Genomic DNA, 18,732 nt, shown 5'->3' with positions numbered 1-18,732 from the left:
GCGCTGCGCTCAGGACTTCGCCGCCACCTTGACGGGCTTGTCGGCATGCAGCAGCTCCGCCTTGGCCGACATCTCGACCGGCTGCGGCGCCACCAGCGCCCCGGGACGCACGCGCTGCAGCCCGTTGACGACGATGCGTTCGTTGGGCGCCAGTCCGCCCTTGACGACGCGCAGGCCGTTGACCGAGGCGCCCAGCGTGACTTCGCGGTAGGCCGCCTTGTTGTCAGCGCCGACCACCAGCACGAACTTCTTGTTCTGGTCGGTGCCGACCGCGCGCTCGTTGACCAGCAGCGCCGTGGCCCGCGTGGCCTGGCCCATGCGGATGCGCGCGAACTGGCCCGGCATCAGCTGCCCGTCCTTGTTGTCGAACACCGCACGCGCGCGCACCGTGCCGCTTTTCGCATCGACCTGGTTGTCGACCAGCTGCAGCCGGCCCTCGAACGGTGTGTCGGCACTGGCGGCAGTGCCCATCTGCACCGGAATGCGCTCAAGCCTGCGTTCGCCGGCGTTGCTCACGTCCTTGAGCGCTTTGGCCACCACCTGCTCGTCGGCGTCAAAACTCGCGTAGATCGGGCTCACCGACACCAGCGTGGTCAGCACCGGCGCGCCGGGGCCGGCGGCCACCAGGTTGCCCACCGTGACCTCGAGCTTGCCGACGCGGCCGGCCACCGGCGCGCGCACCTGGGTGTAGCCCAGACTCAGCTGGGCGGTCTGCAGCGCGGCCTGCGCGGCACGCAGGTTGGCATCGGCCTCGCCTTTTCCGTTGCTGCGTTCTTCAAACTCGCGCCGGGAAATGGCCTGCTCGTTCCACAGCCGCTGGGAACGCTCGTGTTCGCCCCGCGCCTGGGCCAGACGCGCCTGCGCAGCCGCGACCTGGGCGCCGGCCCGCTCGACGTCCGCCGCATAAGGGGCCGGATCAATGGTCAGCAGCAGTTCGCCCTTTTTGACCAACGCGCCTTCGCGGAAATGCACCGCCTGCACCGTGCCGGCCACACGCGAACGGATGTCCACACGTTCGACGGCTTCCAGGCGGCCCGAAAACTCGTCCCAGGCCGTCACCTCGCTCTGCACGACGGTGGCCACCGAGACCGGCATGGCCGGGGGTGCAGGCTCGGCGCCAGGCTGGGCCTGCGAACTGCGGCTCCCGAGCACCACAACTGCCAGGGTGGTGACGGCCAGCACGGCCAGCGCAGCAGCGAGCAGGCGGCGCTGGTGCTTGTGGTTGTTCAAACGGATCGAAGGCATGAAAACTCCCTGAAAAGAAAAACTGGAAACTGGAGAAATACAAAAAAAAAAGCGGATCAAGTCGCGGACTGCAGGCTGCTTTGCACACTGCGAGCGGCGGCCATGCAGGAGAAAAAATCGCCGAACAGCTTTTGCACCACCGCCGGCCAGCCGGCCTGGCCACAACCGGCCGCCAGATAGCTGCGCGGCCAGCCGGTCGGTCCGGGCAACACGGCCTCGTGGGCAAACAGGCCCGCGGCACGCAAGCGCTCTGCATACGCCTGCGTCTCGTCACGCAGGGGGTCGTCCTCGGCCGTGACCAACAGCGTGGGCGGCAGGTCCGCCAGTCGGAAAGCGGCACCCGGCGCGGCATACGGATGGCTCGCGTCTTCCAGCCGCGGCAAGTAGCTGTGCCAGCCGTCGGCCCAGGTGCAGCCCACCGGGCCGGCATGGACATCGCGCAGCGACGCGGTGGCCAGACAGGGGTCCAGCATCGGGGACAGCAGGATCTGGCCGGCCAGCGGGGGGCCATGCCGGTCCCGGGCGAGCAGGGCCACGGCGGCGGCAAGGTTGCCGCCCGCCTCCTCGCCGGCCACAAACACCGGCGCGTCATGGCCGGCCAGCCTGTGCCTGGCCTTCGAAATCCACAGCAGGGCGTCGTACGCGGCTTCCACCGCATGCGGGAAGGGATGGGCCGGCGCCAGCGGATAGTCCAACGACACCACCACCGCTCCGCTGGCCGCGAGCAGGCCGGCAATGCAGGCGCCCCCTTCGAGCGATCCGCCGACAAAGGCGCCGGCGTGAAAGTGAAGCACCAGCGGCGAGGCCTGGCCGCCCTGCCGGCAGCCGTAAAAACGGGCCGCCAGCGGTTCGCGCTGCCCGATGGCGATCTGCTTTTCCACGCAGGGCGGCGGGGCTTTCGGGGTGGCCGGACTGGAACGCTGCTGGCTTGTCATCATCTTGAACCGCAAGCGGCTCCGGGGTTGTTGCAATGCAGCAGAAGATAGGTGTTATGGGCCCATCCATAAATGGGCAAAACAGGTTTACTTTGTTCCAGAAATGGAACAATGACCCCTTTAACCGCCGGTGTTTCGGGCTATTCTTCGCAGCCCAGCTCAACAGGATTTCCGGATGGACAAGTTTTCTGCCATGCAGGCTTTTGTGCGTGTCGTGGAAGCCGGCACGTTTACCAAGGCCGCCGATTCGATGGCCATGCCCAAGGCCACGGTGACGCGGCTGATCCAGACCCTGGAAAAGGAGCTGGACACCAAACTGCTGAACCGCACGACTCGGCGGGTGACGGTGACGGCCGACGGTGCGGCTTATTTCGAACGCGCCGGCCGCCTGCTGAGCGACATGGAAGAGCTGGAATCGAGCATGTCGCGGGCCAAGGCCAGTCCGCGCGGCCGGCTCAAGGTCGATGTGCCCTCATCGCTGGGCCTCACCGTGATCATTCCGGCCCTGCCCGAGTTCTACGCGCGTTACCCCGACATCCAGCTGGACCTCGGCGTGAGCGACCGGCCTGTCGACCTGCTGGCCGAAAACGTGGACTGCGTGATTCGTGGCGGCGAAATCACCGACCAGTCTCTGGTGGCCCGGCGCATCGGCGAGTTCTACCTCGTGTCCTGCGCCTCGCCGGCCTATCTGAAGCGTCACGGCAAGCCGAAACACCCGACGGAGCTTGAGAACAACCACAAGCTGATCCGTTACGCTTCGCCACGCAACGGCAAGATGTACAGCTTCGAGTATTACCGCGACGGCGAAACCATCACGCTGGACGGCCGCCACCTGCTGTCGGTCAACGATTCGCGCGCCGGCGTGGTCGCCGCGCTGGCCGGCCTGGGCGTGTTGCACACGGCGACGTTCCTGGTACAGGACCACATCAGCAGCGGCGAACTGGAACCGCTGTTCACCGAGTGGTGTGGCGGGGCCGTGCCGCTGCACGTGGTGTATCCGCCGAATCGCCACCTGAGCAACAAGGTGCGCGTCTTCGTGGACTGGATTGCCGAACTGTTTGCCAGACACGACCTGATCCAGCGCAAGAGCACCCTGCCTGTCCACCCGGTCCACGCACAGGCACCGGCCGCCGTGGTTTAACCCGGCCGTCCTCATGCACTCCGGACCTTGTGCGCTTTTGTCCATCGCGCGGTGGCCGGTCCTGGAAGAATGCCGCCACCTCATCCCGGCCTGACGCCGCAGGACGCGTCGTCGCGGCACGCTGGTCCTACAAGGAAAGCGGGCACGTCTTACATGACAGGCGCTCCCGCAAGCCTAAATTGGCTGCTTCACTGAAGGAGACCCCATGGCCCGGCTTGACGCCCCCCGTACTGCGCGCAGCACCCCCCGCACCCTTCCCGCCATACCCCTGAGGGACAAGACCTCTGCGGCGCCCCACAAGGGTTGGCCCTTTGCCGAAGGATCGCAGAACCACCTGGATGAAACCTCGGCACGGTGGCCGCGGCCTTCGGCCAGGCCATCCTTTGTCCCGCCCGCCCAGCCCTCGCCACAAAAATAAACCGTCGCCGGCTCAGTAGCTGCCGATGTAGTCCTTCTTGCCGATCTCCACGCCGCTGTGGCGCAGGATGGCATAGGCGGTGGTGGTGTGGAAAAAGAAATGCGGCAGGCCGTAGTTCAGCAGGTAGGACTGACCGCTGAAAATCTTTTCCTTGGGCGTGCCGGCCTGCGTGACGATTTTGCGTTCTTCGCTGCCGTCGATCTGCGCCGCGCTCAGGCTCTCCAGAAACGCCAGGGTCTTGGCAATACGCGCCTGCAAATCGGCAAAACTTTCTTCCTTGTCCTCAAAGCCCGGCACGTCGACACCGGCGATGCGCGCCGACACGCTTTTTGCAAAATCACAGGCCACCTGCACCTGGCGCAACAAAGGAAACATGTCGGGGTAAAGCCGTGCCTGCAGCAAAGCGGCGGGCGTGATGTTGCGGGCCGTGGCATGTGCCTCGGCCTTGGCCAGAACGCCGCTCAGGCCTCCCAGCATCTGTTTGAAAACGGGAACGGAAGCCTGGTACATCGAGAGGGTCATGGAAAGGGTCCTGGGAGTAAAGCGAAAAAAAACGGGCGGCCCGGCAAGGGGGCCGCAGGGGTTAATGGAGGCCGGAGGTGACCGGCAGACACACCCCGCAGCATGCCCGCCATTATGGCCAATCGGACCCAATAGCGTCGGCGCTGGCAGGCCGGGCACCAGCGCCGGAGATTCAGGCGGGCTTCCGCCCCCGCATGCGCTGGACCAGCGTCACAGCGCCCAGCACCAGCGCACCGGCGACCATGCCCACCAGCGCGTCGGCCAGCAAGGGGGTGATGCTGCCCAGCACGCTGCCGGCGCGCGCGGCCAGCGCTTCAATGGCGTGGTGCAGTGCCGGAACGCCATGCGTGAGGATGCCGCCACCAACCAGAAACATCGCAGCCGTGCCGGCCACCGACAGCGCTTTCATGAGCCAGGGTGCCGTCAGCACAATGCCGCGGCCGAAGCTGCGCCGCAGACGGGCGGCCCCGCTGTCGCCTGGTTTTTGGCTCAGGTAGAGCCCCGCATCGTCGAGCTTGACGATGCCGGCCACCAGGCCATACACCCCCACGGTCATGAGGATCGCAATCCCGCTGAGAACCGTGACCTGGGTGATGAAGGGACTGGCCTGCACCGTGCCCAGGGTGATCGCGATGATTTCAGCCGAGAGGATGAAGTCGGTCCGTATCGCCCCCTTGATTTTGTCCTTCTCGACCGCCACCAGATCCACCGAGGGGTCGGTCAGCGCCTCCAGCAATACTTTTTCATGGGCCTCGTCTTCGGCCCGGCTGTGCAGGAATTTGTGTGCCAGCTTCTCGAAGCCCTCGTAACAGAGGAAGGCGCCACCGACCATCAGCAAAGGCGTGACGGCCCAGGGCGCAAACGCGCTGATGGCCAGCGCCACCGGCACCAGAATGGCCTTGTTGAGCATCGACCCCTTGGCCACCGCCCACACCACCGGCAGCTCGCGGTCCACTTTCACCCCGGAGACCTGCTGGGCGTTCAGTGCCAGGTCGTCACCGAGCACGCCTGCGGTTTTCTTGGCGGCCACCTTGGTCAGCAAGGCGACATCGTCGAGTACGGTGGCAATGTCGTCAATCAGCGCAAACAGGCTACTGGCCATGGAGGTATTCCTGAAAAGTGGGTGAACGAAAAAAACATATTGTCGTCCGGGATGCGCCATCGCGGCGCCGGCCATGGCAAATCCGCGGAGAATGACCGCATCCATGAAAAAAACACTGACCGCCTACCTTGCCGCCCTGCTCTTTCTCCTCGTGGCCGACGGCATCTGGCTCGGGCTGCTGATGCCGCAGCAGTACCAGGCCTGGATAGGCCCGCTGATGCGTGCGCAGCCGCTGCTGCTGCCGGCCGCTGCGTTTTACCTGCTGTACCCGGTAGGCGTGGTGGTGTTTGCCGTGCTGCCTGCCCTGGAGCGGTCCAGCTGGACACATGCGGCGGGCCTGGGCGCGTTGCTGGGACTGCTGGCGTATGGCACCTACGACCTGAGCAACCTGGCCACCCTGCAGGGCTGGCCGCTGCAACTGACGCTGGTGGACATGGCCTGGGGCAGCGCCTTGACGGCAGCCGCCGCCACGGCGGCCTTCTTCGCAACCCGCGCCTGGGGCAGCCCGCGCGTCTAGCGCCTGCCGCTCCCGGGACTCTTGCATTTGGCCGCTTTGCAGCCAGTTGATGCAAGCGCCCCACTTCCAGTCCTGTCCATGCCGCTTTCGCTGTTGCTGTTTTCTTCTTTTCTGCATGCCTACGTGGGCATACGCCTGCTTCCCGACCTGGCCGGCTGGCCGGTCGCCCAGCTGTTGCTGGGGCTGGTGTTGTTCGCCTCCGCAGTGCTGTCGCCGCTGGGGCTGACGGCCCGTCGCTTCAAGTCGCAGCCCCTGTCGGACCGCATGGCCTGGACCGGGCTGCTGGCCATGGGCCTTTTTTCCTCGCTCTTTGTGCTGACGCTGCTGCGCGACGTGGCGCTGCTGGCCGGCCTGGCGATACTGGCCGTGGCGCCGGCGGCTTTTTCGCTCGAGGCCGCGGCCCGGGGTTCGGCCGCGGCGGTACCGCTGGCCGGGTTGTTCATGAGCCTGGTCGGCTTCTTCAATGCCAGGCGCACAGCTGCCGTGGTGCAGATTGACGTGCCGATCGCCGGCCTGCCCGCCGCTCTGCACGGCTTTGCGATCGCGCAGATCAGCGACATCCATGTCGGCCCCACCATCAAACACGGCTACCTGCAGGCCATCGTGCGCGCGGTCAACACGCTGCAGGTGGACATGGTGGCGGTGACCGGCGACCTGGTCGACGGCACGGTGGTCGAACTGGCCCACCACGTGGCGCCGCTGGCCGGGCTGACCTCCACCCACGGCACCTACTTTGTCACCGGCAACCACGAGTACTATTCGGGCGCCCACGCCTGGATTGATGAACTGCAGCGACTCGGCATCCGGGTGCTGATGAATGAACATGTGGTGTTGCAGCATGGGCAGATGCATGAGCAACAGGCGCTGGTGCTGGCCGGCGTGGCCGACTACAGCGCCGCGCATTTCGACGCCAGCCACCGCAGCGACCCGCACGCGGCCATGGCCGGCGCCCCGGCACATGCCCTGGTGCGCGTGTTGCTGGCGCACCAGCCACGCAGCGCGCACGAGGCAGCCAAAGCCGGCTTTGATCTGCAGTTGTCGGGCCACACCCATGGCGGGCAGTTCTGGCCCTGGAATTTTTTCGTGCGCTTCCAGCAGCCTTTCACCGCGGGTCTGCACCGGCTGGAAAAGCTCTGGATCTACACCAGCCGCGGCACCGGCTACTGGGGGCCGCCGAAACGTTTCGGTGCGCCCTCGGAAATCACGCATCTGCGACTGATCGCCGCGTGACATTTGCCGGCGCGGCTGCTCAGTAACGGCGGGCGGTCAGGCGACCCAGCACAAAACCGGCCAGCACCGCAAAACCGACGGCCTGCAGCGGCTTGTCCTTGATGTAGGCCTTGGCATGGTCGACGGCCTGCACGGGAGCGTCAGTCAGGCGATTGGCCTGGTCGCTGAACTTGCCGGCCACCGAATTGGCGCCACTGGCCAGCTTGTCCACCGTGTTATGGGCGGCGCTGGCGGCACGCTCCACCGTGCTGCGGACAGGTTCGGCCACCTTGTCGATCGTGCTGTGCAGCGTGCTGCCGGCTTGGTCCACGCCACGCATCATGGCGCTTTCGTTCGACGGGGAGACGGAACCGGGATAGGCGCTGGTGGTGGTTTTGTCCATGGTGAGGTCCTTTGGTAAATGCAATGGGAATCAGATAATTGGCGTCTCCGCCGTCATGGCGGGGCATGGCTTGGAGCGCACAGTGAACTTTCCCGCATGCAGCACCCGCGCCATGTGCGTTGGGAGAGGCGCTGGCTGTAGGACAAGGGAGCCAGTGCGCCGGCACCGCCTCGCGCGGGAACCGGCGAGTCAGTCGAACAGGCCGGGCGTACCGCGCATGGCACCTTCGATGAGCAGCAGCCTGAGCTTGGTCCGGACGCCGCCGCTGGCAGAAAACCCGCCCGGCTGGTCGCCCGCCGCCAGCACGCGGTGGCAAGGCACCACCGGCGCAAACGGGTTGCGCCCCAGGGCCTGGCCCACCGCGCGCGCCGCGCCGGGTTCGCTCAGGCGGGCCGCCACCTCGCCGTAGGTCAGGGTCTGGCCCGGTGCGATGTTGCGCGCCACGGCATACACACGCTGGGGAAATTCGGGCACGCCGCGCATGTCGAGCACCAGTGCACTGAAGTCATGCGCCTGCCCGCGCAGCATCGCCACCACACCTGCCATCACGGCCTGCACATCGGCGGGCGGCGGCGCCTCCTGCCCATCGGGGAAACGCGCGCGCATGCGGTCACGGGTCTGCGGCGCACTGGCTTCGGGCAGCTGCACACCCCGGATGCCGGCGTCGCCCCAGGCGATGGCGCAGCAGCCGATGGCGGTGTCGAACAGTGCAAAAAAAGAGGTGTCGGTGGCGGGGCTCATGGAAGCAGTCATCGTAATGCAGCGCGGTTGCGCCGGGGGCGTCCTGGCGGTCGAACCTGCTATTCAATGCATAGCTGTCTTCGCAATACCAGCAAGGGCTGGAGGCCAAAATCGCGTATCAAAAATCAGCCCGGCCGCCGCACTGAAACGCCGCACTGTCGGCCTGCGCTGACAGGCAAACAAGGTTTTTCCCAAGCGCCGGTGACGGCAAACGGCGCAACATGGGGCCCCACTACCACCGAGCGGAGTACATCATGACAGCATGGATCAGCAGCGACAGCGGAAGGCGTCACCCGGACAACCCCGAGGAAGCCCTCGGCCAGGACGACACCGACGACCTTCCCTTGAGCCCGGAAGAAGACATGCCGGTGATTCCCGACGACGAACGCGTGATCGACGTGCCGTCTTGAGCCGGCCGCCGGCTGCTTCAGCCCACGTCGCGCTTGAGTCGCAGTTCCTCGAGCTTGACGGTACCAACCACCACGGTCTTGAGCGAAGTCATCTCGCGCTTGAAGCCTGCGCGCTCCAGAAAGCGCAGCGCACGTTCGTTGCGCACCGGCACCCAAGCGGTGACCTTGGTGCAGCCTTCTTCCTTGAGACCGTCATTGGCCGCGTCCCACAGGACGACGCCCACGCCCTTGTCCCAGTGCGCCGGATCGACAAAAATGGCCCAGATCTCGCCGCAGGTGGACGGTGTGCCCTTGTCACGCGAACGGTCAAAGCCGACAAAACCGATCACACGTTCGCCGTCGGTGGCCACATGCACCTGCGGCTCCATGTATTCGATGGCATCGCGCCAGAACTGCTGGCGTTTGTCCACCGCCAGCGTGCCCAGCTGGTCATCGGGCACCAGGCCCTTGTAGGCGGCGCGGGAAGAAGCGTCATTGATTTCGGCGATGGCTTTGGCATCACGCACGGTGGCGGGGCGAACTTGGTAGCTGGACATGAAAAAAGACGCGCTGAGGAATCGTTGTTGGGGGACCCGGATTGTCGCAGCAAAACCATTCGCGCCCTAGGCCTCCCCCCCCGATCCCCCTCCCTGCGGCTTCACCACAGCGCCATCACGCCTTCATGCCGCTTTCATACCGCGGTCAGGCCACCATCGACCGTGTGCGCATGCCCGGTCACAAAAGAGGCCGCGTCCGAGCTGAGCCACAGCACCACGGCCGCCACTTCATCGACCTCGCCCAGGCGCCCCACCGGGTGCATCTGCGCGGCGGCCACGCCGATCTGCGCATCGGCCGCGACGGCGCGTTCATACATGGCGGTGCGGATCACGCCGGGGCACACCGCGTTGACGCGTATGCCCTTGCGCGCGTATTCGATCGCCGCCGATTTGGTCAGGCCCAGCACCGCGTGTTTGCTGGCGCTGTAGGCCGCCATCTTGGGCGCGCCCACCAGGCCGGCCACCGAGGCGGTGTTGACGATGGCTCCGCCGCCCTGCTGCTGCATCTGCGCGAGCTGGTACTTCAGGCACAGCCACACGCCCTTGACGTTGATGCCCATGATGCGATCGAAGGTGGCTTCGCTGCAGTCGGCCAGGCGCAGGTGTTCTTCCTCGATGCCGGCGTTGTTGAAGGCACAGTCGAGCCGGCCAAAGGCGGCCACCGTGTGGGCCACCATGGCGTGCACCTGGTCCGCCTGCGTCACGTCGGTGCGGATGAAACTCGCCGCGCCGCCCGCGGCGTGCACCAGCGCCACCGTCTCCTGGCCGGCGTCGGCGGCGATGTCGGCCACGACAACACGGGCCCCGGCCCGCGCAAACGCCAGCGCGGTGGCGCGTCCGATTCCGCCACCGCCGCCGGTCACGAGGGCGACCTTGTCCTTGAATGATGTTTGCACTGAAGAATCCTTGAAAGACAAAAAGGAAAATCATACGGACGGCCCTGCCAGAACCTGTCCCGCCTGGGACCGGCGGTCGCCTGCGCGGCAGCGCCTAAACTGGCGCCATGCCCGCCACCCCCGCCGACCACGCCGTTTTCCAGGCCCGCCTGGGAGCGGCGGGCCCGCCCTTTGCCGCACCTGCCGACCAGCCCCTGCTGCAGTCGGCGCTGCAAGCCGGCATCGTGCTGGAAAGTTCCTGCCGCAACGGCACCTGCCGCAGCTGCATCTGCCGACTGGCCAGCGGCCGGGTGGTCTACCGCATAGCCTGGCCGGGCCTGAGTGCCGAAGAAAAGGCCGACGGCTACATCCTGCCCTGCGTCGCCTACCCGGTGTCCGACCTGGTGATCACGCTGCCGGTCTGAGCGCTGGCTAAAAAATAAGCAAAATCAGCCTCCAGCCCAACAGAGGTTTGCGTAAGCAGCTATTATTTTCATAGCAAATTCAAGCCAACCGCAACTGGCTGCGCCGCACATCGTTTTGTCACACCGCTGTGCCAGGATGGAGACATGGACTTTCTGCGCCCGCCTGCCGGCGGTTTTGACCTCTCCCGTCTGGCGGCCAGCCCCGACAGCGCCGCCACCTTTGCCGAACAGGAAGAACTCAAGGCCATCCTGCTGGCCGGCAGTGCGCACTTCGACATCGAGGCGGTGGGCGAGGTGGCCACCCGCGGCCCCGCTTTCTCGCTGTACACCGCCAGCATCGGTTCGCGTGACCCGCTGGCGCCCGCGGTCGGTTTTTTTGGCGGCATTCACGGCCTGGAGCGCATCGGCACGCAGCTGATCCTGGCCTGGATGCGGGCGCTGCTGTTCCGCCTGCAATGGGACGAGCTGCTGCACCAGCAGTTGCAGAAGGTGCGGCTGGTGTTCATGCCCATCGTCAACCCGGGCGGCATGTGGGCGCACAAGCGCGCCAACCCGCGCGGCGTGGACCTGATGCGCAACGCTCCGCAACGCGCGGAAAGCCCGGTGCCCTTTCTGGCCGGCGGGCAGACCTTCGGCCCGGCGCTGCCGTGGTACTGCGGCCGACCCGGCGCGCCCATGGAAATCGAAAGCGCGGCCCTGCTGCAGGTGGTGCGCGAGCAGCTGGCCAGCCGGCCCTTCAGCCTGGCGCTTGACTGCCATTCGGGTTACGGCTTTGACGACAGCCTCTGGTTTCCCTATGCCAAGACGCGGCGGCTGATGGCGCACCTGCCCGAGATGTTCGCGCTCAAGACCATGCTCGAGCAATCGCACCCGCACCATGACTACAGCTTCGAGCCGCAAAGCAACCAGTACCTGCTGCACGGTGACCTCTGGGACCACGCCTATGACCAGTCGCCGGCCAGCCACGTGTTTCTGCCGATGACACTCGAGCTCGGCTCCTGGCTGTGGATACGCAAGAACCCGCGCCAGCTGTTCTCGCGGCACGGCATGTTCAACCCGATCAAGGCGCACCGGGTCAAGCGGGTGCTGCGCCGCCATGCCGACCTGCTGGACTTCCTCACACGCGCCGCCTTCTCCGCGCCGAGCTGGCTGCCCGCGGGCGAGCGGCGTGCCCAGCTTGCCCAACTGGCGGTGGCGCACTGGCGGCCGAGGCGGGCGCCATGACCTGGGTCCTGCTGCGCGGCCTGACCCGCGAGGCCAGGCACTGGGGCACCCTGCCGCAGCAACTGGCCGCCCTCCCGGGCGCCGGCCAGGTCGTGACGCTGGACCTGCCGGGCAACGGGGTGTTTCACGCCCAGCCCTCGCCCGCCTGCGTGCGTCACATGGTGGACTTTGCACGCCGGCAGTTGCAGGCGCAAGGCGTGGCGCCGCCCTGGAAACTGCTGGCGATGTCGCTGGGCGGCATGGTGGCGACCGACTGGGCGCAGCAGCATCCGCAAGAGGTCAGCCGATTGGTCCTCATCAACACCAGCATGCGGCCCTTCAGCCCCATCACCCAACGGCTGCGCCCCGGCAACTGGCCGGCCCTGGCGCTGCTGGCCGCGCGCTGGCACAACGCGGACCCCACCGAACGCACCATCCACCGGCTGACCTGCAACAACACCTCATCGCGCGAGGCCGATATCGCGGCCTGGGTCCACATTCGCCAGACGGCCCCGGTGAGCACGGGCAACGCGGGGCGCCAGCTGCTGGCCGCTGCGCGGTTTTCGAGCGGACCCCAGGCGCCGTCCTGCCCCACGCTGCTGTTGTCGTCGAACGCGGACCGGCTCGTGAATCCGCGCTGCTCACAACGGGTGGCAGAGGCCTGGCAGGCGGCCCACCAGCGCCACCCCTGGGCCGGCCACGACCTGCCGCACGATGACGCCGGCTGGGTTTGCCAGCGCATCGGCCACTGGCTGGCCGGTTCATGAATTTGCTCTGTTTTTGATAGCTACCTGCGCTTTACTGACAAGGGCTGATGCCGCCACAGCCGTCAACACCCACGGGCGCGGCACAGGGTCTCGCAGGCGCCGGCCAGCAGGCCCCGGACAAGTCAGGGAAAATTCAGCTTTGCCTGCCAAGCTCAGCACTTCCATGAAGACGCCAACCGCAAACGTTCAACCCCCGGAGACCGTGGCACCCGCTGCCGGGTCGATTCACGTCGCGCCCACACGCGACAAACGCATCTGGGCACTGGCGCTCGGCACGGCGGCGGTCTGGTACCTGGATCCGGCCCTGGCGGAGATGGCCGAACTCGTGGGCGGCATCGCCTGTGCATCCAACAAGTCGCTGGTCAAGGACGATATCTCGGACATGCGCCTCAAGGCCGACGCCATGCGCCAACAGGTCGGGCCGTTGCCGGCCAGCGCCCTGGCCAAGGTGGTGCGGCGCACCGAGGCCGCCAGCGGCGCCGTGCTCGACAAGGGCGCCCGCATGAAGGAGCTGCAGGCCAGCTGGGACCTCTTCCTGGCCTGCCTGCGCTCCAGCCCGAAACGCTAGCCTCCATAGGGGCTTTGCTGGCGGGCCAACACCCCCAGCGTGTGCACCGCGTCCTCCAGCCGCGCATCCCACGGGTGGCCGCCATTGAGCCGCAGGCAATGGCGGAAATCGCGGCGCGCTGAAAAAATCGGCCCCGGCGCCACGCTGATGCCGCGCGCCAGTGCCGCCTCGTGCAGGGCCAGCGCATCAAAACCGGCGTCAAACGCCACCCAGACAAAATAACCGCCGGCCGGCCGGCCCACCCGCACACCGGGCGGAAAATGCCGTGCGATAGCGGCCAGCAGGCTGGCCAGCCGGGCCTCCATCACATGGCGCAGCTTGCGCAGGTGTTTGTCATAACCGCCGTGCGCCAGGTAGTCGGCCAGCGCCAGCTGCGCCGGCAGGCTGGCCGACAGGGTGGTCATGAGCTGCAGCCGCGCAATACGCTCGCCGAAACGTCCGGGCGAGACCCAGCCCACGCGGTAGCCCGGCGCCAGCGTCTTGCTGAAGGAGCTGCAGTGCATCACCAGGCCCTCGCGGTCAAAGGCCTTGGCCGGCCAGGGTGCGCGCTCGCCGAAGTACAGCTCGCCGTAGACATCGTCCTCGATCAGCGGAATGCCGCGCCCGGCCAGCAGCGCCACCAGCGCCTGCTTTTTCTCCCGTGACAGGCTGGTGCCCGTTGGGTTCTGGAACGAGGTCATGAACCAGCAGGCTTTCACCGGGTGCCGCTCCAGCGCCTTGCCCAGCGCGGCCAGGTCCAGCCCGTGCTGCGGGTGCACCGGAATCTCCAGCGCTTTCATGTTCAGGCGTTCCAGCGCCTGCAGACTGGCGTAGAACCCGGGCGATTCGATCGCCACCAGATCGCCCGGCTGCGCGACCGCGGACAGGCACAGGTTCAGGGCCTCGAGCGCACCGTTGGTGATGACCAGCTCATCCATCGGCTGCGCCAGGCCCAGCGCCAGATAACGCAGCGCAATCTGCTGGCGCAGCGCCGGATGGCCCTGGGCCAGATGCGCCACCATCTCCCCACCGTGCAGGCGCGGTGCAACTCGGGCCAACGACTTGCCCAGGCGCTGCAGCGGAAACAGGTCCGCACTGGGAAAGGCCGAACCCAGCTGCACGATGTCCGTGTTCCGGACCTCATCGAGCACCGAAAACACCAACTCGCTGACGTCCAGCCTGGACGACACATGGGCTGATTTTCTTTTCTCCTCCAAGCCCGCCAGCCCGGCCGGCGCTAGGGCCTGTACGGGCGGGCCGATCACGTAATAGCCCGACCGGGGCCGGGCCCGCACCAGGCCTTTTTCTTCCAGTCGGTAGTAGGCCTTGAACGCGGTGGACGCGCTCAGGCCGTGCTGCAGCGTGATGGTCCGTATCGAGGGCAACCGCGCGCCCGGCGCCAGGCGACCGTTGCGGATGTCCGCGGCCAGCAGTTCAACGAGTTGTTCGTAGCGCTTCATGGGCTTGCCCGCTCCTGATTCCCGCGCGGCCCGGGGGTCAAATCTGATATTGTAATTTTTTGGATTTTTTCATCTGATATGGTTTTTTGTGCAGCATCTGAGTCTTACGCCCAGCAGCATCAGGGCCCATGATGCGATCATGCCAATGATTTTTTCGACCTTTTCAGTGATTTTCCCGTGGACGCGCCAGTTGGTGGCGGTAACTGCGGCTTGGTGCGCCCTGGCCCCCGCGCTGGCCACCGCGGCGTTTGAAGACACCATTGCCCAACGCACCCTGGCCTGCACCGCCTGCCACGGTGCCCAGGGGCGCGCCGGCCCCGACGGCTACTACCCGCGGCTGGCCGGCAAACCGGCCGGCTACCTGTACAACCAGCTGCTCAACTTCCGCGACGGCCGGCGCCACTACGCGCTGATGACGCAGCTGGTTGATCCGCTGTCCGACGACTACCTGATGGAAATCGCGCGCTACTTTTCGGCACTCGACCTGCCCTACCCGGCGCCGGGCGCGCCGGCGGCCGCGCCTGACGTGTTGCAGCGCGGGAAGGTGCTCGTCATGCAGGGTGACCCCGGGCGGCGCCTGCCGGCCTGCGTCTCCTGCCATGGCCAGGCCATGACCGGCGTCACGCCCCATGTGCCCGGCCTGCTGGGGCTGCCGCGCGACTACCTGAACGCGCAGCTTGGCGCCTGGCGCACCGGACAGCGGCGCGCCCATGCGCCGGACTGCATGGCCAACATCGTCGCCCGGATGAGCGACGCAGACATCCATGCCGCCACCAGCTGGCTGGCCGCCCAGCCCCTGCCGGCCAGCAGCAAACCGGCGACGGCCCTGCCGGCCGCGCCCGCAGGCCAGGTCGTGCCGGCGTGCGGCAGCGCCGCCGCCCCGCGAGGCACCCGGCCATGAAACGGCTGGCCACCTGGATCCTGGTCAGCGCCGCAGCGGCGCTGGCACTGGCCGCCCTCGTATGGCAGCTCAACCTGCGCGATGAACCCAACGTCACGACGCCGGTGGCCACCGCGGCCGCCCTGCCGGCGCGGATAGCACGTGGTGCCTACCTCGCGCGCGCCGGCAACTGCATGAGTTGCCACACCACACGCGGGGGCACGCCATTTGCCGGCGGCCGCGGCATCGACACGCCGTTCGGCACCGTGTTCTCGAGCAACCTGACACCCGACCGCGCCACCGGCATCGGCCAGTGGTCACCCACCCATTTCTGGCGTGCCATGCACAACGGCCGCTCGCGGGACGGCCGCCTGCTGTACCCGGCCTTCCCCTACACCAACTACACCGAAATCACGCGCGAAGACTCGGACGCGCTCTACGCCTACCTGCACAGCCTGCCGCCGGCCACGCAGCCCAACACGCCCCACACCCTGCGCTGGCCCTTCAGCACGCAGGCCGCGCTGGCGGTCTGGCGCGCGCTGTACTTCAGCCCGGGGCGTTACGAGCCCGATACGAAACAGACGGCCGAATGGAACCGCGGCGCCTACCTGGTGCGCGGCCTGGGCCACTGCAGCGCCTGCCACAGCACGCGCAACGCGCTGGGGGCCAGCAACACCCCGCTGGACCTGGCCGGCGGCCTGATTCCGATGCAGAACTGGTACGCGCCCTCGCTGACCTCGGCGTCGGAGGCCGGCGTGGCCGACTGGAGACCGCAAGACATTGCGGCCCTGCTCAAGACCGGCGTGTCGCCGCGCGGCTCGGTACTCGGTCCCATGGCCGAGGTGGTGCTGCACAGCACCCAGCACCTGAGCGATCAGGACCTGGCTGCCATGGCCGTGTTCCTGAAGTCACTGCCACCTGCGCCCGTGGCACGTGCTTCCACCGCAGCGGCAGGCCGCCTGCCGGCCGCTGGCGCCAAGCTGTACGAGCAGCATTGCGCGCAGTGCCATGGCGACCAGGGCCAGGGCGTGCCGGGGGCCTACCCGCCGCTGGCCGGCAACCGCGCCGTGACCATGGACAGTACCGCCAACCTCGTGCAGATCGTGCTCAACGGCGGTTACGCCCCGGCCACGGCAGGTAACCCGCGCCCCTTCGGCATGCCGCCGTTTGTCCTGGTGCTCAACGACACCGAACTGGCCGAGTTGCTGACTTATCTGCGCAGCGCATGGGGCCACCAGGCAAGCGCGGTGACGCCTACCGAGATCAATCGCATGCGAGGGGAGAATCAGCGGTAAGGGTTGGCGGCCTTTTTTGCTTGCTCGATCTGGAGTGGTGCCTCCAACAAGCCGGGGGTTGCCCGGCGGCAACTCACTTTTCTTTTGTGTCGCCAAAAGAAAAGTAAGCAAAAGAAAAGGCGACCCTGCTGTCTGCGTCCCCCTTCGCTTGCGCTACGGGGGCAACCTGCGGTGCTCGGTCCAGCCGGGGCCGGGCTCGAACTCGCTTCGCTCAGACAATCGCCCGTCCTGATCCGGCTGGACCTGCGCTCCTCGGCGCAGCCAGAAGGGCGGTGGGATCGGGAGCGGGTTCGGATTCGGGTACGCAACCGGGCTCCGGCGAAGACGCGCAAAGCGCGTCCTCGCCTCCCCGCCTTGGTATTGGTTTTCGGTATCCGTTCCCCCAACCCGTCGGGCTGGGCCGAGGAGCGCAGGCAAAAGCGGATCAGGGCTCGCGATTGTCTGAGCCGAAGGCGAGTTCGAGCGAGACCCCGCTTTTGTCGAGCACCGCAGGTTGCCCCGAAGCGCAGCGCAGGGGACCCAGACCATCGGGTCGCCTTCTCTTTGCTTACTTTCTCTTGGCGACGCAAGAGAAAGTGAGTCGCCCGCCGGGGCGAGACCCGGCTTGCAGGCAAACCATCACAGCCTGCAACACCAATCATCCCAAAACAATCGCCCCCCTGAACCAACTTTCCACACGATAGAGTCTCCACCCCAAACCCGCAGCAGAACCAGGCTCCCCCGGCAGTTACCATGTCGCCACAACAACACTGCCGGCAGCCTGATGCCGAGGAGGGAAATTCATGCAACGTATCGTCATCGTCGGCGGGGGCGCAGGCGGGCTGGCGCTGGCCACGCAACTGGGCAAGCGTCTGGGCAAAAAAGGCCAGGCTGAAATCACGCTGGTGGATGCCGCGCGCACCCATGTGTGGAAGCCGCTGCTGCACCAGTTGGCAGCCGGCAGTTTTGACACCCACGCCGAGGAGATCGAGTACCTGGCCCAGGCGCGCTGGAACCATTTCAAGTTCCGCCTCGGCCGCCTGGAAGGTGTGGACCGTGCCGCCAAGACCCTGCAGCTGGCCGCCAGCCACGACGAGGCCGGGCGCGAGATCACGCCCGCGCAGCAGCTCAGTTATGACACGCTGGTGATTGCCGTCGGCAGCCAGACCAACGACTTTGGCACCCTGGGCGCGGCCGAACACACGATCAAGCTGGACAGCCCACAGGCGGCCAAACGTTTCAACAACCGACTGATCAACGCCTGCATACGCGCGCAAACCGTGCCGCGCAGCGCCGGCAGCGGCCGCCTGACGGTGGCCATCGTCGGTGGTGGCGCCACCGGTGTGGAGCTGGCCGCCGAACTGCATGCGTCGGCCAAGGTGCTGGCCAATTTCGGCTTCGACCACATCCACCCGGAAAAGGACCTGCAGATCGTGCTGATTGAAGCGGCCCCGCGCCTGCTGGCGCAACTGCCCGAGCGCCTGAGCGATGCGGCCCTGCGAGAGCTGCGCAAGCTGGCCATCGAGGTGCATACCAATGAAAAAGTGGTGGAGGTCACCGCGGACAGCCTGAAGATGGCCAGCGGCAAGGTGATTTCCTCCAGCCTCTCGGTCTGGGCCGCCGGCGTGAAGGCAGCGGACTTCCTCAAAAGCCTCGGCGGCGATGCGCCCCTGGAGACCAACCGGCTCAACCAGCTCGTCGTCAACGGCAACCTGCAGACCACGGACGCCAGCATCTACGCCTTCGGCGATTGCGCCGCCTGCCAGCAGCCCGACGGCACCTGGGTACCGCCGCGTGCGCAGGCCGCCTACCAGCAGGCCATGTACCTGGTCAAAGCGCTGCCGCGGCTGCAGCGCGGCGAGCCGGTTTCCCCCTTTGTCTTCAGGGACCAGGGTTCGCTGGTGTCGCTGTCGGAGTACTCCTCGGTCGGCAGCCTGATGGGCAGCCTGACCAAGGGCAGCTTTTTCATCGAGGGGCAACTCGCCAAGATCATGTACTGGGCGCTGCACAAGCAGCACCAGCTGGCGCTGGGCGGCTGGAAAAAAACTGCGCTGATCACGCTGTCGGAAATGATTGACCGCACCTATCGTCCGCGCATCAAGTTGCACTGATAATCAATCCA

The 18,732-nt window shown here is 66.7% G+C and carries 20 protein-coding genes; 11 read left to right on the top strand and 9 right to left on the bottom strand.

Features of this window, described 5'->3' with window-relative positions; translation table 11 throughout:
- Nucleotides 1-9: 9 nt before the first annotated feature.
- Nucleotides 10-1,245 (bottom strand): efflux RND transporter periplasmic adaptor subunit, encoded by a 1,236-nt coding sequence (locus AAG813_RS05900; protein WP_341912811.1) that lies wholly within the window; start codon nucleotides 1,243-1,245, stop codon nucleotides 10-12.
- A gap of 56 nt (nucleotides 1,246-1,301) precedes the next feature.
- The gene (locus AAG813_RS05895) at nucleotides 1,302-2,183 is read right to left on the bottom strand and encodes an alpha/beta hydrolase (RefSeq protein WP_341912809.1); all 882 of its coding nucleotides are present in this window, start codon (nucleotides 2,181-2,183) and stop codon (nucleotides 1,302-1,304) included.
- A 172-nt stretch (nucleotides 2,184-2,355) separates the two neighbouring features.
- Between AAG813_RS05895 and AAG813_RS05890 the strand changes: the two genes are divergently transcribed.
- Nucleotides 2,356-3,321 carry a LysR family transcriptional regulator gene (locus AAG813_RS05890; protein WP_341912807.1) on the top strand — a complete coding sequence of 322 codons (966 nt, stop codon included), beginning with the start codon at nucleotides 2,356-2,358 and terminating at the stop codon, nucleotides 3,319-3,321.
- A gap of 430 nt (nucleotides 3,322-3,751) precedes the next feature.
- On the opposite strand, the gene AAG813_RS05885 is transcribed toward AAG813_RS05890, so the two are convergent.
- Together AAG813_RS05885 and AAG813_RS05880 are read right to left on the bottom strand one after the other, a co-directional pair.
- Complete coding sequence (locus tag AAG813_RS05885) at nucleotides 3,752-4,261, bottom strand: DUF1993 domain-containing protein (protein ID WP_341912805.1); 510 nt, start codon at nucleotides 4,259-4,261, stop codon at nucleotides 3,752-3,754.
- Between the two features lie 172 nt (nucleotides 4,262-4,433).
- Nucleotides 4,434-5,363, bottom strand: coding sequence for a DUF808 domain-containing protein (locus tag AAG813_RS05880; RefSeq protein ID WP_341912803.1), 930 nt, complete (start codon nucleotides 5,361-5,363; stop codon nucleotides 4,434-4,436).
- Between the two features lie 103 nt (nucleotides 5,364-5,466).
- Between AAG813_RS05880 and AAG813_RS05875 the strand changes: the two genes are divergently transcribed.
- Together AAG813_RS05875 and AAG813_RS05870 are read left to right on the top strand one after the other, a co-directional pair.
- Complete coding sequence (locus tag AAG813_RS05875; protein ID WP_341912801.1) at nucleotides 5,467-5,880, top strand: DUF2177 family protein; 414 nt, start codon at nucleotides 5,467-5,469, stop codon at nucleotides 5,878-5,880.
- 78 nt (nucleotides 5,881-5,958) lie between these two features.
- Nucleotides 5,959-7,110 carry a metallophosphoesterase gene (locus AAG813_RS05870; RefSeq protein ID WP_341912799.1) on the top strand — a complete coding sequence of 384 codons (1,152 nt, stop codon included), beginning with the start codon at nucleotides 5,959-5,961 and terminating at the stop codon, nucleotides 7,108-7,110.
- 19 nt (nucleotides 7,111-7,129) lie between these two features.
- On the opposite strand, the gene AAG813_RS05865 is transcribed toward AAG813_RS05870, so the two are convergent.
- A complete protein-coding gene (locus tag AAG813_RS05865) occupies nucleotides 7,130-7,492 on the bottom strand; it encodes a hypothetical protein (protein ID WP_300516272.1) in 363 nt (120 codons plus the stop codon).
- 189 nt (nucleotides 7,493-7,681) lie between these two features.
- Complete coding sequence (locus AAG813_RS05860) at nucleotides 7,682-8,233, bottom strand: methylated-DNA--[protein]-cysteine S-methyltransferase (RefSeq protein WP_341912797.1); 552 nt, start codon at nucleotides 8,231-8,233, stop codon at nucleotides 7,682-7,684.
- 254 nt (nucleotides 8,234-8,487) lie between these two features.
- On the opposite strand from AAG813_RS05860, the gene AAG813_RS05855 reads away from it, so the two are divergent.
- On the top strand, nucleotides 8,488-8,643 hold the full coding sequence (locus AAG813_RS05855; protein WP_300516277.1) for a hypothetical protein: 156 nt from the start codon (nucleotides 8,488-8,490) through the stop codon (nucleotides 8,641-8,643).
- 17 nt (nucleotides 8,644-8,660) lie between these two features.
- On the opposite strand, the gene AAG813_RS05850 is transcribed toward AAG813_RS05855, so the two are convergent.
- Entirely contained in the window at nucleotides 8,661-9,179 is a 519-nt protein-coding gene (locus AAG813_RS05850; protein WP_300516280.1) for a GNAT family N-acetyltransferase, read from the bottom strand.
- 134 nt (nucleotides 9,180-9,313) lie between these two features.
- The gene (locus AAG813_RS05845) at nucleotides 9,314-10,075 is read right to left on the bottom strand and encodes an SDR family oxidoreductase (RefSeq protein WP_341912791.1); all 762 of its coding nucleotides are present in this window, start codon (nucleotides 10,073-10,075) and stop codon (nucleotides 9,314-9,316) included.
- Between the two features lie 107 nt (nucleotides 10,076-10,182).
- Here AAG813_RS05845 and AAG813_RS05840 point away from each other — a divergent pair, with 107 nt between their 5' ends.
- From AAG813_RS05840 to AAG813_RS05825, 4 genes are all read left to right on the top strand, one after another.
- Nucleotides 10,183-10,479: a 2Fe-2S iron-sulfur cluster-binding protein gene (locus AAG813_RS05840; RefSeq protein WP_341912789.1), complete on the top strand. Its 297-nt coding sequence runs from the start codon at nucleotides 10,183-10,185 to the stop codon at nucleotides 10,477-10,479.
- A 144-nt stretch (nucleotides 10,480-10,623) separates the two neighbouring features.
- The gene (locus AAG813_RS05835) at nucleotides 10,624-11,703 is read left to right on the top strand and encodes a M14 family zinc carboxypeptidase (protein WP_341912787.1); all 1,080 of its coding nucleotides are present in this window, start codon (nucleotides 10,624-10,626) and stop codon (nucleotides 11,701-11,703) included.
- Complete coding sequence (locus AAG813_RS05830) at nucleotides 11,700-12,449, top strand: alpha/beta hydrolase (protein ID WP_341912785.1); 750 nt, start codon at nucleotides 11,700-11,702, stop codon at nucleotides 12,447-12,449. Before AAG813_RS05835 ends, AAG813_RS05830 begins: the two co-directional genes overlap by 4 nt.
- 163 nt (nucleotides 12,450-12,612) lie before the next feature.
- A complete protein-coding gene (locus AAG813_RS05825) occupies nucleotides 12,613-13,017 on the top strand; it encodes a hypothetical protein (RefSeq protein ID WP_341912783.1) in 405 nt (134 codons plus the stop codon).
- Here AAG813_RS05825 and AAG813_RS05820 read toward each other — a convergent pair.
- A complete protein-coding gene (locus AAG813_RS05820) occupies nucleotides 13,014-14,456 on the bottom strand; it encodes a PLP-dependent aminotransferase family protein (protein WP_341912781.1) in 1,443 nt (480 codons plus the stop codon). The genes AAG813_RS05825 and AAG813_RS05820 overlap by 4 nt on opposite strands.
- A gap of 145 nt (nucleotides 14,457-14,601) precedes the next feature.
- On the opposite strand from AAG813_RS05820, the gene AAG813_RS05815 reads away from it, so the two are divergent.
- From AAG813_RS05815 to AAG813_RS05805, 3 genes are all read left to right on the top strand, one after another.
- Nucleotides 14,602-15,357 (top strand): cytochrome C, encoded by a 756-nt coding sequence (locus AAG813_RS05815; RefSeq protein ID WP_341912921.1) that lies wholly within the window; start codon nucleotides 14,602-14,604, stop codon nucleotides 15,355-15,357.
- On the top strand, nucleotides 15,354-16,631 hold the full coding sequence (locus AAG813_RS05810) for a cytochrome c (RefSeq protein ID WP_341912779.1): 1,278 nt from the start codon (nucleotides 15,354-15,356) through the stop codon (nucleotides 16,629-16,631). The genes AAG813_RS05815 and AAG813_RS05810 overlap by 4 nt, the downstream gene beginning before the upstream one ends.
- A 782-nt stretch (nucleotides 16,632-17,413) precedes the next feature.
- Nucleotides 17,414-18,721: an NAD(P)/FAD-dependent oxidoreductase gene (locus AAG813_RS05805; RefSeq protein WP_341912777.1), complete on the top strand. Its 1,308-nt coding sequence runs from the start codon at nucleotides 17,414-17,416 to the stop codon at nucleotides 18,719-18,721.
- Nucleotides 18,722-18,732 lie beyond the last annotated feature (11 nt).

The sequence above is a fragment of the Polaromonas sp. YR568 genome (genome assembly GCF_943371715.1).
Classification (GTDB): domain Bacteria; phylum Pseudomonadota; class Gammaproteobacteria; order Burkholderiales; family Burkholderiaceae_C; genus Polaromonas.
The sequence above is the reverse complement of the archived record's forward strand: the minus strand, read 5'-3'. Positions and strand labels throughout refer to the sequence as shown.